The organism is Sediminihabitans luteus, from assembly GCF_002797595.1.
GTDB lineage: Bacteria > Actinomycetota > Actinomycetes > Actinomycetales > Cellulomonadaceae > Paraoerskovia > Paraoerskovia lutea.
Genome location: NZ_PGFE01000002.1, coordinates 430210 through 444567, shown reverse-complemented (window position 1 = coordinate 444567; position 14358 = coordinate 430210). Strand labels below are relative to the sequence as shown.

Here is a 14358-nt window from a genome sequence, read left to right as displayed (position 1 = left end):
CGTCAGCGCGGTCAGCGGCGTAGCGTCGAGAGCATGTGCCGAAACATCACCGCGCTGCGGGGGCTCGAGCCGGCGGCCACCCCCCAGGAGATCGACGCCGCCGCCCTCCAGTTCGTCCGCAAGGTCGCGGGCATCAGCACCGTCAGCGCCGTCACGCGCGGGCCCGTCGACGCGGCCGTGGCCGAGATCGCGGCCGTCGTGACGCGGCTGCTCGACGAGCTGCCCGAGCGCAAGGTGCCGCCCAAGAACGACCCGCCGCTGCGGCGTCCGGAGGTCAGGGCGCGGATCGCCGCGCGCGAGGCCGCCCACGCGGCCGCGCACGCACACGGCATCCCGCACGACCACGACCACGACCACGACCACGACCACGGTGCGCACGACGACCTTGCGCACGACGAGCCTACACACGACGAGCCTGCACACGACGACACTGCGCACCACCACGAGGTGGAACCCGAGGCCGCGAGCGCCTAGGCTCGTCCACCGTGACCCCCGTCGAGCCCGCCGTGAGCGCGGAGATGCGCCGTGCCAAGGCGGACGCGCAGGCGTCGCACGTCACGGTCGGCACGGTCGAGCACGGCCCGTCAGGCCAGGTGACCATCGGCTGCTCGTGCGGCATGACGCTGACGAACGGCGTGGGCTGGTCGCTCGACGAGCACATCCGTCTGCACCGCGCCGAGGCGCGCTACCTCGCGCTGAGCCAGGTCGCCCCGGCGGGGATCCCCCGGCTCATCGACGTCGACGAGCGGCGGCTGCCGCGCGTCTGAGCCGACGCGTCAGAGCTCGTCGGGGTCGTCCCAGGACGTGCCGGACGACGTGTGCACGATGCGCTCGCGCCACTGCTCGCGCAACGACTGCGGCGCCTTGGAGGCGTCACCTCCGGCGAGCACGTCACCGCGCTCGTCGTCGTGGATCCGGCGGGGGGCGAGCCGTGCCGAGGCGATGTCCGAGGTGTTCGGGTCGTCGGGCCGGCGGCGAGAACTGGGGTGCGAGTTCATGCTTCGGGTCTACCAGGTGTGGTGCGAGCACGCACGGACGCACGCCATGCGCGAACACGATGTTCACATTCGCCGACCGGAACGACCCGGTACCTCCGCATCCGTGACCCGCGTCACGTCGCACGCCCGTAACCTACGGGGTCGCGACTCGCACGCCCGGTGGGCCGTTCCGGGGCGACGTGTGCGTCACGTGCCCCTCGCAATGTCACGGTAACGGTGTGGTGGCAGCATCAGCACATGCAGACCTGGCCTGGACGCCCCTACCCGCTCGGCGCGACCTTCGACGGCAGCGGAACGAACTTCGCCCTCTTCTCGGAGGTGGCCGAGCGCGTCGTGCTCTGCCTGATCGACGACGACGGCTCGGAGGAGCACGTCGAGCTCGAGGAGGTCGACGCGCACGTGTGGCACGTGTACCTGCCGAGCGTGGCGCCGGGCACCCGCTACGGGTACCGGGTGCACGGCCCCTACGACCCGGAGCAGGGGCACCGGTGCAACCCGGCGAAGCTCCTGCTCGACCCGTACGCGAAGGCGATCGACGGGCAGATCGACGGCGACGAGTCGCTCTTCTCCTACCGCTTCGACGACCCGGACGCGCTCAACGAGGACGACTCGCTCGGGCACACGATGACCGCGGTCGTGGTGAGCCCGTTCTTCGACTGGGGTCACGACCGCCCGCCGGCGCGCGACTACCACGACAGCGTGATCTACGAGGCGCACGTGCGCGGCCTGACGATGCGCCACCCCGAGGTCCCGGAGGAGATCCGGGGCACGTACGCGGCGATCGCGCACCCGGCGATCGTCGAGCACCTCGTGGCGCTCGGCATCACGGCGGTCGAGCTCATGCCCGTGCACCAGTTCGTCAACGACCCGCACCTGGTCGAGCAGGGCCTGTCGAACTACTGGGGCTACAACACGATCGGGTTCTTCGCGCCGCACAACGGGTACGCGGCGTACGGCACGCGCGGCGAACAGGTCATGGAGTTCAAGTCCATGGTCAAGGCCCTGCACGAGGCGGGGATCGAGGTCATCCTCGACGTCGTCTACAACCACACGGCGGAGGGCAACCATCAGGGCCCGACCCTGTCGTTCCGCGGCATCGACAACGCGGCCTACTACCGGCTGGTCGACGACGACCGCGCGCACTACTTCGACACCACGGGCACGGGCAACTCGCTGCTCATGCGGTCCCCGCACGTGCTGCAGCTCATCATGGACTCGCTGCGGTACTGGGTCGAGGAGATGCACGTCGACGGGTTCCGGTTCGACCTCGCGGCGACGCTCGCACGACAGTTCCACGAGGTCGACCGCCTCTCGGCGTTCTTCGACATCGTCCAGCAGGACCCGATCATCTCGCAGGTCAAGCTCATCGCCGAGCCGTGGGACCTCGGCTCGGGGGGCTACCAGGTGGGCGGGTTCCCGCCGCTGTGGACCGAGTGGAACGGCGACTACCGCGACACGGTGCGCGACTTCTGGCGCGGCGAGGCCTCGACGCTCCCGCAGCTCGCGAGCCGGCTGACGGGATCGTCGGACCTCTACGAGCACTCGGGGCGCAAGCCCATCGCATCGATCAACTTCGTGACGGCGCACGACGGGTTCACCCTCACCGACCTCGTGAGCTACGACGAGAAGCACAACGACGCGAACGGCGAGGGCGGTCAGGACGGCGAGTCGCACAACCGCTCGTGGAACTCGGGGGTCGAGGGCCCGACGGACGACCCCGACGTGCGGGCGCTGCGGGCACGTCAGCGCCGCAACTTCCTCGCCACGCTGCTGCTGTCGCAGGGCGTGCCGATGATCGCGCACGGCGACGAGCTGGGCCGCACGCAGCAGGGCAACAACAACGTGTACTGCCAGGACAACGAGCTGTCGTGGGTCGACTGGGAGCTCGACGAGGAGCGCGAGGCGCTGCTCGAGTTCACGCGACGCCTGGTGCACCTGCGGCTCGAGCACCCGCTGCTGCACCGTCGCCGCTTCTTCACGGGCCGCGACGGCCGCGACCCGGACGCGCCGTCCGACGCGCTGCCCGACATCGAGTGGTTCGACATCACGGGCGAGCGCATGGACGACGAGGACTGGGCGAACTCGTTCGCCCGATCGGTCATGGTGTTCCTCAACGGCGACGCGATCGACGAGCGTGACGCGCGGGGCGCCGAGGTGGTCGACGACTCGTTCCTGCTGCTGCTCAACGCGCACTCCGAGCCGCTCGGGTTCACGCTGCCGCACGCCGAGTACGGCGAGACCTGGACCGTCGTGCTCGACACCGACGGCGCGGTCTCCCCCGGCGACGAGCTCGCGGCCGGGGCCACGCTGACGGCCGAGGGCCGGTCGGTCGTGGTGCTCGTGCGGGAGTCGGCGCTGTGAGCGCACGGGTGCCCACCTCGACGTACCGGCTGCAGCTGAACGCCGACCTCACGTTCGACGACGCCGCGGCGCAGGTCCCGTACCTCGCCGCGCTCGGGGTCACGCACCTGTACCTGTCCCCGATCCTGCCCGCGGCCCCCGGGTCGACGCACGGCTACGACGTCGTCGACCACACGCGCGTGAGCGACGTGCTCGGCGGCCGCGCGGGGCTCGACCGCCTCGCGGCCGCGGCCCACGACGCCGGCCTCGGGCTCGTGGTCGACGTGGTGCCGAACCACATGGCGGTGCCCACGCCCCTGTGGCACAACCGGGCGCTGTGGTCCGTCCTCGCGCACGGCGAGTCCTCGCCGTACGCGCACTGGTTCGACGTCGACTGGTCCGCGGGCGGCTCGCCCGAGGGCCAGGGTGCCGTGCTCATGCCCGTGCTGGGCGAGCGCGTTGGCGACGTCGTCGCGGGCGGCGACCTCGTGCTCGACGTGGTCGACGGCGCCGAGCTGGGCGGCGTCAGCACGGGGCCGACGACGGTGCTGCGGTACTTCGACCACGTGTTCCCGGTCCGGGCGGGCACGGAGGACCTGCCGCTGGCCGAGCTCGTCGAGCGGCAGCACTACCGGCTCGCGTACTGGAAGGTCGGTGACGAGGAGCTCAACTACCGGCGGTTCTTCGACGTGGGCACGCTCGCGGCGGTGCGGGTCGAGGACGAGTCCGTGTTCGACGCGACCCACGAGGTGCTGATCGGGCTGCTCGCCGACGGCACGGTCGACGGACTGCGCATCGACCACCCCGACGGGCTGGCCGACCCTGCCGGATACCTCGAACGCCTCGCCGAGCGCACGCACGGCGCGTGGGTCGTGGTCGAGAAGATCCTGGCGGGCGACGAACGGCTGCCGCCCGAGTGGGTCACCGCGGGCACGACCGGCTACGAGGGCCTCTGGCGGCTCCAGTCGCTGTTCGTCGACCCGGCGGGCCGCGCGCGCCTCGCGGAGCTCGCCCCGCCGGCGGGCACGCTCGAGGAGGTCGTGCAGCGCGCCAAGCGCGAGGTCGTCGACGGCCCCCTGTACGCCGAGGTGCACCGCCTGACGGATCTTGCGGCGTCGGTGTGCGCCGACGACCTGCGGCTGCGCGACCACACGTGGCGCGGCCTGCACGACTGCCTGCGGGCGCTGCTCGTCGCGTTCGACCGGTACCGCGCGTACGTCGTGCCGGGCGAGGAGACGCGGCACGAGCCCGTCGCGGCGATGGCCGCGGCGACCGAGCGCGCTCGTGCCACGCTGGCGCCGGACCGGCACGCGACCCTCGACGTGCTCGTCGAGCTGCTGCTCGGGCGCGAGGCCGGCAGCGCCGGACGCCGGCGCGAGGCGCGGCGCGACGAGCTCGTGGTGCGCTTCCAGCAGGTGTGCGGCGCGGTCATGGCCAAGGGCGTCGAGGACACCGCGTTCTACCGCTGGACCGAGCTGACGTCGCTGTGCGAGGTCGGCGGCGAGCCGGACCGGTTCGGGATCGACGCGCACACCTGGCACGCGTTCGCGACCCGCGCCCAGGAGCACGCCCCGCACGCCCTGACCACGACCTCGACGCACGACACCAAGCGCGGCGAGGACACGCGCGCGCAGATCGGCGTGCTGAGCGAGGTGCCCGACGAGTGGGCCTTCATGGTCGAGATGATGCGCACGGCGTCGGGCCGGTACCGTAGCTCGCTGGTCGACGCGCACGCCGAGAGCCTCGTGCTCCAGACCCTCGTCGGCACCTGGACGCCCGACGGGCCGATGCCCGGCCCCGCCTCGCTCGACCGCCTCGCCGAGTACCTCACGAAGGCGCTGCGCGAGGCCAAGCTCAGCACGTCCTGGACCACGCCGCACGAGGCGTACGAGGCGGCCGTCGTCGACCTGGTGCGGTCCCTTCTCGCGGACGACCGCGTGCTGGCCCTGCTCGCCACGTGGGCCGAGCACCACGTCGAGGCCGTGCGGGCGGTCGCGCTCGGCACCAAGCTCGTGCAGCTGACCATGCCCGGCGTCGCCGACGTCTACCAGGGCTCCGAGGGCTTCTCCCCGACGCTCGTGGACCCCGACAACCGGCGTCCGACCGACGTGGCCACGCTCGCCGACCGTCTCGCCCGGCTCGACGCGGGCGAGGGCGCGCGGTCCCTCGAGGACCAGAAGCTCCTCGTGACCTCCCGCGCGCTGCGCCTGCGCCGCGAGCGGCCCGAGACGTTCGTCGGGCCCGACGCCGGGTACCTCCCCCTGCCGACGTCGACGCCGTGCGCGCTCGCGTCCGCGCGCACGCTCGCGGGGGCGCCGCAGGTCGTGACCGTCGCGACCCGGCTCGCGACGACGCTCGCCCGGCTCGGCGGGTGGGGCGAGCACACCGTCGTCCTGCCCGACGCGCCGCACGGCTGGCACGACCTGCTCACCGGGGCCCGGCACGCGAGCGGGTCGCTGCGCCTCGCCGACCTGCTCGCGTCGCTCCCCGTCGCACTCCTCGTGCCCGCGGACGCCGCATGAGCGGCCTGCGCGTGTGGGCGCCGCGCGCGCAGCGCGTCGACGTCGTGCTCGGCGGTCCCGGCCCTCGCACGAGTGCACCGATGTCACGGGCGGACGACGGCTGGTGGGCCGCCCCCGCACCCGCCCCCGGCACCGACTACGCGTTCTCGCTCGACGGTGGCCCGGCCCGACCCGACCCGCGCAGCGCATGGCAGCCTCACGGCGTCGACGGCCCGAGCCGCTGGTTCGACCCGACGTTCGCGTGGTCGGACGACGCGTGGCCGGGTCGGGACGTGCGCGGGGCGGTCGTCTACGAGCTGCACGTCGGGACGTTCACGCGGCGCGGCACGCTCGACGCCGCCGCGGAGCACCTGCACGAGCTCGTCGACCTGGGCGTCGACGTGGTCGAGCTCATGCCGCTCGCGGCGTTCGGCGGCGACCGGGGCTGGGGCTACGACGGCGTCGGGCTGTGGGCCGTGCACGAGGCGTACGGCGGGCCGCGCGCGCTGCAGCGGTTCGTCGACGCCGCGCACGCCGCGGGCCTCGCCGTCGCGCTCGACGTCGTCTACAACCACCTCGGCCCGGCCGGGAACTACCTGCCCGAGCTCGGCCCCTACCTCACCGACGCGCACAGCACCCCGTGGGGTCCCGCGGTCAACCTCGACCAGGACGGCTCGGCCGAGGTGCGCGCGTGGATCGTCGAGAACGCGCTGCGCTGGTTCCGCGACTTCCACGTCGACGCGCTGCGCCTCGACGCGGTCCACGCGCTGGTCGACGACTCGCCCGAGCACCTGCTCGCCGAGCTGTCCCGGCGCACCGCCGACCTCGCCGCGACGCTCGGGCGCCCGCTGTCGCTCGTGGCCGAGTCCGACGAGAACGACCCCGCAACCGTGACCCCGCTCGACACGCCCGCGCCAGGACCGGACGACCGAGGCACGGCCACGCGTGGCGCGACCACGCGGGGCACGACCGAGTCGCCGGCAGCGGGGATGCCACCACGAGGCATGACCGCGCAGTGGGCCGACGACGTCCACCACGCGATCCACGCGCTCGTCACGGGCGAGCGCCACGGCTACTACGTCGACTTCGGCACCCCCGAGGTGCTGCGGCACGCCATGACGCGCGTGTTCGTGCACGACGGCGGGTGGTCGACGTTCCGCGGACGCGACTGGGGCCGCCCCGTGCCACCCGAGACCGACGGGCACCGGTTCGTGGTGTGCGCCTCGAACCACGACCAGGTCGGCAACCGGGCGCTCGGCGACCGACCGTCGGCACGGCTCGACGTCGGCGGTCTCGCGATCGAGGCGGCGCTCGTGCTGTGCTCGCCGTTCACCCCCATGGTGTTCATGGGCGAGGAGTGGGGCGCGTCGACACCCTGGCAGTACTTCACCGACCACCAGGACCCGGGGCTCGCGCAGGCTGTGCGCGACGGACGCCGCGCCGAGTTCGGGTCGCACGGCTGGGGCGAGCTCTACGACGGGTTCGCCGGCGCGACGTTCGTCGACGGTGCGCTCGTGGTGCCCGACCCGCAGGCGCGCACGACGTTCGACGCGAGCGTGCTGGACCGGGCCGAGTCGCACCGGGGCGAGCACGTCCGGCTGCGCGCCTGGTACCGCGACCTGATCGCGCTGCGCCGCCGCACGCCCGACCTCACGTCGGGCGACCTGCGCGCGACCGACCTCACCTGGCTGGGACACGACGCCGCAGGCGCGGCGGCAGAGGCAGGCGTGTCGGCGGAGGCAGGCTCAGTGGCGGGGGCAGGCGCAGTGGCGGGGGCACGCGCGGGGGCGGCGTCCGACGTCCTGGTGCTGCACCGAGGCGCGGTGCGCGTCGTGGTGAACCTAGGGCGGGAGACCGCGCGCGTCGGCCTCGACGCGCCCGGTGATCTCGACGCAGCCGGAGACCATGCCGCAGGTAGCGGATCGCGGGGCGCGTGGTCCGTGCTCGCCGCGTGGGACGACGTCACGGTCGAGGACGGCGCGGGCGTCGTCCTCCCTCCACGCTCGGTCGCGGTACTCTCCCCCGTGCGCTGACCGACCCGACCACACGACGTCCGCCCCACGCACCAACCCACCCGCCGCCCACCCGCGCGACCACCCGCGGCCCGCCCGGCCGGTGAGCGTCACGTTCCGGCCCCTTCGGCACGACGTGATCGGGCCAGAACGTGACCCTCACCGGCGCGCAGCCCCACGTCGCGCCGCGCGCGCCGACGGGCCCCACCACGCGGCGTCCGACCAAGCGCCGACCCACGCGTCGTCCGCCCGCCCGTCCATCCGCGGAGCGTCACGTTCCGGCCCCTGCAACACCGGACGAACGGGCCGGAACGTGACCCTCGCCCGCGCACGCGCGGGTACGGACGCGCCACACGCACGAACCCTCGCCCCGCGCGCTCCCGCACGCGAGCGTGCGCACGGGCTACTCTCGGGCGATGTCCACGAAGTCGTCGAAGAAGTCGTCGAAGAAGAAGCACTCGAAGAAGAAGTCGTCGAGCACGGAGCACCCCCGGTTCGAGGTCCCGCCGCGCGAGGCGCTGCGCGCCGACGGGGTCGACCTGGAGCACTTCGACCGGGGCGCGACGCCCGGCTGGTCGCACGGCAAGAAGGCCGCCGAGCACGAGCTGCTGCGCCGCGGCGAGGAGCTCTCCGAGCTCCAGGAGCGACTGTTCGCCGAGGGGCGCACGGGCGGGTCACGCTCGGTGCTGCTCGTGCTGCAGGGCATGGACACCGCGGGCAAGGGCGGGATCGTGCGGCACGTCGTCGGCATGGTCGACCCGCAGGGCGTCGACCACTCGTCGTTCGGGGCCCCGACACCCGAGGAGCTCGCGCACGACTTCCTGTGGCGCATCCGCAAGGAGCTCCCGCGCGCCGGACGCCTCGGGGTGTTCGACCGCTCGCACTACGAGGACGTGCTCATCGCGAAGGTCGACGCGCTCGTGCCCGCGGACGTCGTCGAGGCCCGCTACGACGAGATCAACGCGTTCGAGGCCGAGCTCGTCGCGGCGGGGACCACGATCGTCAAGGTCGCGCTGTTCGTGTCGCTCGACGAGCAGAAGGCGCGCCTGGGCGAACGCCTCGAGCGCCCCGACAAGCACTGGAAGTTCGACCCGAGCGACCTCGCGGCACGAGCCCGCTGGCCCGAGTACCAGGAGGCGTACCAGGCGGTGCTCGACCACACCTCGACCGACGTCGCGCCGTGGCACGTGATCCCGGCGGACCACAAGTGGTACGCACGACTGACGATCACCCAGCTGCTGCTCGACGCGTTCCGCGACCTCGACCTGGGCTGGCCGCCCGCGACGTTCGACGTCGAGGAGCAGAAGCGGCTGCTCGCGCAGGCCTGAGCCCGGCCCGCGCCGTCCGCCCGCCCGGCGCCGTGCCCGTTCCCGCGGGCACGGCCCGGGAACCTCCGCGGCCGGCACGTCGTTGGACCCACGTGGACACCACCCTGCCCGACGCCTCGACCGACGACCCCAGCCATAGTCCGGCCCCGCGTGCCGCACGTCGCGACGACCGCGCGCACGCCCGCACGCGCACCCCGGCGGTGAGCCCTCGATGAGCGCCGTGCTGCTGCTCCTGGCCGGTCTGGCGCTCACGGCCGTCATCATCGCCGCGAACGGGTACTTCGTCGCCCAGGAGTTCGCGTACATGTCCGTGGACCGCGCGGCGCTGCGGACGCGGGCGGACAAGGGCGACGCGTCGGCGCGACGGGCGCTCGCCGTGACACGCCGCACGTCGTTCATGCTCTCGGGCGCCCAGCTCGGCATCACGGTGACCGGCCTGATGGTCGGCTACGTCGCCGAACCGTTCATCGGCGAGGCGTTCGCCCAGATGCTCGGCGGCGCGGGCGTCGCGACCGCCACGAGCCTCGCCGTCGGGACCGTGGCCGCCCTCGTGCTGGCGACCGTGACGCAGATGATCTTCGGCGAGCTGTTCCCGAAGAACCTCGCGATCGCCGACCCCGATCCCCTGGCACGCGCCCTGGCCCGTTCGACGCTGATCTACCTCGCCGCCTTCGGGTGGCTCGTCACGTTGTTCGACGCGTCGTCGAACGCGGTGCTCCGCCTCCTGCGCGTCGAGCCCGTGCACGACGTCGACAGCAGCGCCACCGCCCAGGACCTCGAGCGGATCATCGACGACTCGCGTGCCAGCGGCGACCTGTCCGACGACCTCTCGCTGCTGCTCGACCGCGTCCTCGACTTCCCCGACCGGGACGTCGAGCACGCGATGCTGCCGCGCCTGCAGGTCGACGTCGTGACGCCCGCGACCACGGTCGCGCAGGTGCGCACCCGGATGGCGCACGGCCACACCCGCTACCCGGTGCTCGGGGTGCGGGACGAGCCGGTCGGCGTCGTCGAGCTCGGCGCGGTGCTCGCGACCGCTCCCGACGACGCGCGCCCGGTGACGGCGATCATGCGCGAGCCGCTCGTGGTCCCGACGGTCATGGCGCTGCCGCACCTGCTCGAGCAGCTCACCCGCACGGGCCACGAGCTCGCCTGCGTGATCGACGAGTACGGCGGGTTCACGGGCATCGTGACGATCGAGGACCTCGCCGAGGAGCTCCTCGGCGACGTGCGCGACGAGCACGACGCCGTCGCGCCCGCCGGCGTGGCGCGTGACGACGACGGCGCGTGGGTCATGTCCGGCGACCTGCCCGTCGACGAGGTCGAGCGGGCCATCGGGCGCGACCTGCCGCACGGCGACCACGAGACCCTCGCGGGGCTCGTCGTCGCGGAGCACGGCGGTCTGCCGGACGTCGGGGTCACGCTCACGATCGCCCTGCCCGCCGAGGGCGCGGAGCTCGTCGACGGCACTCCCCGACCGACGCTCGACGTCGAGGTCGTGCGTGTCGAGCGGCACGTGCCGAGCGAGCTGCGCGTGCGGCTCCAGGAGGAGGACCGATGAACGCCTGGACCGTCACCCTGATCACCGTCGCGCTCATCGCGCTGAGCGCGTTCTTCGTGGTCGTCGAGTTCGCGCTGCTCGGGGCGAGGCGCCACCGTCTTGAGGAGCAGGCGCAGCACAGCCGTGGCGCGCGGGCCGCCCTGCGCGGCATGAACGAGCTGACGATCATGCTCGCGGGCGCGCAGCTCGGCATCACGGTCTGCACGTTCGCGCTCGGTGCCGTCACCAAGCCCGCGGTCGACGCCTGGCTCGGCCCCGTGCTCGAGTCGTGGGGGCTGCCCGAGTGGCTCGCGGGCGGTTCGGCGTTCGCGCTGTCGCTGCTGCTCGTCACGTTCCTGCACCTCGTGATCGGTGAGATGGCCCCCAAGTCGTGGGCGATCGCGCATCCCGAGCGCGCCGCGACGATCGTCGGTGCGCCGGCGCGGGCGTTCGTCCTCCCGCTGCGCCCGTTCCTCACGTGGGTCAACCGGATCGCGAACCGGCTCGTCGCCCGCACGGGCGTCGAACCGGTCGAGAGCGCGGCCGTGGGCGGGCGCGACGCGGACACGATCCGCACCCTCGTCGAGCACTCCGCGCAGGTCGGGGTCCTCGAGCCCGCGCTGCGCACCCAGATCACGCAGGTCCTCGAGCTGCAGACGCTCACGGTCGGCCAGATCGCGTCACGCTCGACGGCCCCGTCGGCGGTCCCCCAGGACGCCACGGTCGCCGACGTGCACGCGGCCGCCCTCGGTTCCGGCCACCTGCGGGTGCTCCTGGCAGACGCCGCGGGTCGGCTCTCCCTGGTCGTGCACGTGCGCGACACGCTCGTGGCGGACGGCGCGGAGCCCGTGGCCCGGTACGCGCGGCCCGCGCTCGTGGTGGACGCGTCGACGACCGTCGACGCTCTGCTGCGCCGCATGCGGACGGACGCCGTGCAGCTGGCCGTCGTCGAGGAGCAGGGCGAGTCCCGGGGCGTCGTCACGCTCACCGACGTGGCCGAGCGGGTGCTCCCGGGGGCCGCGGGCACGCGCGGGACGGACTGACGGGCGGGCGCGGACCCGCCGGGCCACCGGCGTCAGTGATCCCTCCAGCCCTGCGGGTCCGCCGAGCTCAGCGGTGCAGCCGCCGCAGGAACTCGCGCGTCGCGGCCCGCTGCGGGTCGTCGAGCACCTGCGCGGGGGTGCCGCGCTCGTGCACGCGCCCTTCGTGCAGGAACACGACCTCGTCGGCGACGTCCCGCGCGAAGCCCATCTCGTGCGTGGCGACGAGCATCGTCGTGCCTTCGGTGCGCAGGTCGAGCAGGAGGTCGAGCACCTCGCCCACGAGCGCCGGGTCGAGGGCCGAGGTGACCTCGTCGAGCAGCAGCACCTCGGGGTCGCCCACGAGGGCGCGCGCGATGGCGACGCGCTGCTGCTCGCCGCCCGAGAGCTGGTCGGGGTAGGCACGGGCCTTGTGCGCGAGGCCGACCTTGGCGAGCATCGCCTCGGCGGCCGCCTCGGCCTCGTCGCGCGGGCGACCGTGCACCACGCGCGGCGCGAGCGTCAGGTTGTCCATGACCCGCAGGTGCGGGAACAGGTTGTACTGCTGGAACACGAGCGCGAGTCGCGCCCGGACCGCGTCGGCGTCGACCCACGGGTCGGCGACGTCGACGCCGTCGAGCAGGATCTGCCCGTCGTCGACGTCCTCGAGCAGGTCGACGACGCGCAGCAGCGTCGACTTGCCCGAGCCCGAGGCGCCCACGAGCACGGTGCACGAGTGCGGCGCGAGGTCGAGGTCGACGCCGTCGAGCACGAGGTGGGCCACCCCACCACGCGCGCCGCGGCGACGCGTGCCGCCGAAGCTCTTGCGCACGCCGCGCAGCGACAGCAGCGGCGCGCCGGTCCCGCTCATCGCAGGCCTCCCGCGCCCGAGACGGTGCTCAGGCCTCCGCGCCACCCGTGGCGGGCGGACCACGCGTCCACGAGCCGGGTCAGCGGGATCGAGATCAGCAGGAACAGCAGGCCCGCGACGACGTAGGGCGTGAAGTTGTAGTCGCCCGTGGTCGCGATCTGCGCGGCGCGGATCGCGTCGACCGCGCCCAGGATCGAGATGAGGCCCGAGTCCTTCTGCAGCGACACGAGCATGCTCGCCACGGGCGCGGTCACGTTGCGCACCGCCTGGGGCAGCACGACGTGCCGCACCGCACGACCGCGGCTCAGGCCGAGCGACCGGGCCGCGGCGACCTGCGACGGGTGCACCGACTCGATGCCGGCCCGGAAGATCTCCGCGAGGTACGCGGTGTAGGTGAGGACGATCGCGAGCCCGCCGAGGAACGCGGCGCTCACGGGCAGCCAGGTCAGGCGCAGCGCGGGCAGGCCGAACCCGACGAGCAGGAGCGTGAGCAGCAGCGGGACGCCGCGGAACACGTCGACGTACGCGATCGCGAGCATCCGCAGGGGGAACAGCGCGGGGATGCGCGAGGTGCGCACGACCGCGAGCAGCAGGCCGAGCACGAGGCCGACGACGCTCGCCACGAGCCATACCCGCAGGTTGAGCCACAGCCCGGCGGCGACCTCGGGCAGCACCTCGACGGCACGCTCGGGCGAGAAGAACGCCTCGCGAGCGCGGTCCCAGCCGGGGGCGGTCGTCACGACCCACGCGACCAGAGCGAGGACGATCGCCGTCGCGACGCCCGCGACGAGCAGTGCGCGCCGGTGCTGGGCGCGCCGGAACGCCGTGCGCGCGCGGGCGCGCTCGGACGGTTCGGTCTCGCTCACGTCAGTCCCCCGCGCGCGCTCAGGTCAGGTCGGCGATGTCGTCCGAGTCGAGCCACGTCGCGCGCAGCTCGTCGAGCGTGCCGTCCTCGCGCAGCGTGTCGACCGCGTCGCTCACGCACGCGGTGAGCGCCGAGTCCTTGTCGAGCACGAGACCGAGCTGCTCGGGGTCCCCGACCGCGGGCAGCGTGCCGATCACGGCGGTGTCCGGGAAGTACACGGTCGAGGCAGCGACTCCCTGGTCGACGTCCATGACCATCGCGTCGATGGTGCCCGACGTGAGCGCGGTCATGCCGTCGCCCGCCCCGTTGAACGGCACGACCTCGACCGCGTCGCCCCAGGCGGCCTCGGCCGCGTCGAGCGAGGTCTGCGAGGCGGTCACGCCGACCTTGGCGCCCTCGAGCGCGGCGAGCGTCGTCGCGCCCGCGTACTGCCCGTCGTCCGCCACGATGACGCCCTGGCGCGTGGTCAGGTAGGGGCTCGAGAAGTCGACCGCGGCGCGACGCTCGTCCGTGATGGTGGTCTGGTAGGCCGCGAGGTCGAACGGCTTGATGGCGGGGCTGACGATCTGCTCGAACGTGACCGAGGTCCACTCGACGTCGTCCTCGGCGAAGCCCAGCTCGTCGGCGACCGCGTACACGAGGGCGGACTCGAAGCCCTCGCCGCTGCTCGGCTCGCCCACGTACCACGGCTCGAACGGGTCGCTCGCGCCGACCGTGAGCGTGCCCGCGGTGAGGGTCTCGAGCGCGTCGGGCGTGCAGGTGTCGGACGCCGCGCCCGCCGTGGCGTCGTCGGCCGCGGTGCCGTCGTCGTCCGAGCAGCCAGCGAGCGCGAGGGCGAGCACGGGCAGGAGGAGGGCGGCGGTGCGGGTGCGGTGCAGGCGCAA

12 protein-coding genes are annotated in these 14358 nt (G+C 73.6%); 8 read left to right on the top strand and 4 right to left on the bottom strand.

What is annotated here, in order from left to right; genetic code table 11:
- Positions 1-33 precede the first annotated feature (33 nt).
- The gene (locus tag CLV28_RS16250; protein WP_100422782.1) at positions 34-474 is read left to right on the top strand and encodes a DUF2277 domain-containing protein; all 441 of its coding nucleotides are present in this window, start codon (positions 34-36) and stop codon (positions 472-474) included.
- Positions 475-485: 11 nt separating this feature from the next.
- The gene (locus CLV28_RS08040; protein WP_308440369.1) at positions 486-767 is read left to right on the top strand and encodes a hypothetical protein; all 282 of its coding nucleotides are present in this window, start codon (positions 486-488) and stop codon (positions 765-767) included.
- 9 nt (positions 768-776) lie between these two features.
- Here CLV28_RS08040 and CLV28_RS08035 read toward each other — a convergent pair whose 3' ends face one another.
- Positions 777-998, bottom strand: coding sequence for a hypothetical protein (locus CLV28_RS08035; RefSeq protein WP_100422781.1), 222 nt, complete (start codon positions 996-998; stop codon positions 777-779).
- A gap of 237 nt (positions 999-1235) precedes the next feature.
- Here CLV28_RS08035 and glgX point away from each other — a divergent pair, with 237 nt between their 5' ends.
- The 6 genes from glgX to CLV28_RS08005 all read left to right on the top strand — a co-directional run bounded on the left by glgX (position 1236) and on the right by CLV28_RS08005 (position 11762).
- Positions 1236-3359 carry a glycogen debranching protein GlgX gene (gene glgX / locus CLV28_RS08030; RefSeq protein ID WP_100422780.1) on the top strand — a complete coding sequence of 708 codons (2124 nt, stop codon included), beginning with the start codon at positions 1236-1238 and terminating at the stop codon, positions 3357-3359.
- A complete protein-coding gene (gene treY / locus CLV28_RS08025) occupies positions 3356-5860 on the top strand; it encodes a malto-oligosyltrehalose synthase (protein WP_100422779.1) in 2505 nt (834 codons plus the stop codon). Before glgX ends, treY begins: the two co-directional genes overlap by 4 nt.
- Entirely contained in the window at positions 5857-7872 is a 2016-nt protein-coding gene (locus tag CLV28_RS08020; protein WP_100422778.1) for an alpha-amylase family glycosyl hydrolase, read from the top strand. Before treY ends, CLV28_RS08020 begins: the two co-directional genes overlap by 4 nt.
- A 395-nt stretch (positions 7873-8267) precedes the next feature.
- Complete coding sequence (locus CLV28_RS08015; protein WP_100423091.1) at positions 8268-9179, top strand: PPK2 family polyphosphate kinase; 912 nt, start codon at positions 8268-8270, stop codon at positions 9177-9179.
- 211 nt (positions 9180-9390) lie between these two features.
- Positions 9391-10740 carry a hemolysin family protein gene (locus tag CLV28_RS08010; RefSeq protein ID WP_100422777.1) on the top strand — a complete coding sequence of 450 codons (1350 nt, stop codon included), beginning with the start codon at positions 9391-9393 and terminating at the stop codon, positions 10738-10740.
- On the top strand, positions 10737-11762 hold the full coding sequence (locus CLV28_RS08005) for a hemolysin family protein (protein ID WP_100422776.1): 1026 nt from the start codon (positions 10737-10739) through the stop codon (positions 11760-11762). The genes CLV28_RS08010 and CLV28_RS08005 overlap by 4 nt, the downstream gene beginning before the upstream one ends.
- Positions 11763-11829: 67 nt before the next feature.
- Here the strand turns inward: CLV28_RS08005 and CLV28_RS08000 are convergent, their stop codons facing one another.
- The 3 genes from CLV28_RS08000 to CLV28_RS07990 are packed head-to-tail and all read right to left on the bottom strand — an operon-like array spanning position 11830 to position 14358.
- A complete protein-coding gene (locus CLV28_RS08000; protein WP_100422775.1) occupies positions 11830-12609 on the bottom strand; it encodes an amino acid ABC transporter ATP-binding protein in 780 nt (259 codons plus the stop codon).
- Positions 12606-13475 carry an amino acid ABC transporter permease gene (locus CLV28_RS07995; RefSeq protein ID WP_100422774.1) on the bottom strand — a complete coding sequence of 290 codons (870 nt, stop codon included), beginning with the start codon at positions 13473-13475 and terminating at the stop codon, positions 12606-12608. The genes CLV28_RS08000 and CLV28_RS07995 overlap by 4 nt, the downstream gene beginning before the upstream one ends.
- Positions 13476-13494: 19 nt before the next feature.
- Positions 13495-14358: an ABC transporter substrate-binding protein gene (locus CLV28_RS07990; protein ID WP_100422773.1), complete on the bottom strand. Its 864-nt coding sequence runs from the start codon at positions 14356-14358 to the stop codon at positions 13495-13497.

What these genes read in the sequence shown, in the direction of transcription:
- CLV28_RS08005 (WP_100422776.1), top strand. Translation starts at nt 10,737, where the DNA reads ATGAACGCCTGGACCGTCACCCTGATCACCGTCGCGCTCATCGCGCTG.
- CLV28_RS08020 (WP_100422778.1), top strand. Translation starts at nt 5,857, where the DNA reads ATGAGCGGCCTGCGCGTGTGGGCGCCGCGCGCGCAGCGCGTCGACGTC.
- CLV28_RS08010 (WP_100422777.1), top strand. Translation starts at nt 9,391, where the DNA reads ATGAGCGCCGTGCTGCTGCTCCTGGCCGGTCTGGCGCTCACGGCCGTC.
- CLV28_RS08035 (WP_100422781.1), bottom strand. Translation starts at nt 998, where the DNA reads ATGAACTCGCACCCCAGTTCTCGCCGCCGGCCCGACGACCCGAACACC.
- CLV28_RS08015 (WP_100423091.1), top strand. Translation starts at nt 8,268, where the DNA reads ATGTCCACGAAGTCGTCGAAGAAGTCGTCGAAGAAGAAGCACTCGAAG.
- CLV28_RS16250 (WP_100422782.1), top strand. Translation starts at nt 34, where the DNA reads ATGTGCCGAAACATCACCGCGCTGCGGGGGCTCGAGCCGGCGGCCACC.
- glgX (WP_100422780.1), top strand. Translation starts at nt 1,236, where the DNA reads ATGCAGACCTGGCCTGGACGCCCCTACCCGCTCGGCGCGACCTTCGAC.
- CLV28_RS08000 (WP_100422775.1), bottom strand. Translation starts at nt 12,609, where the DNA reads ATGAGCGGGACCGGCGCGCCGCTGCTGTCGCTGCGCGGCGTGCGCAAG.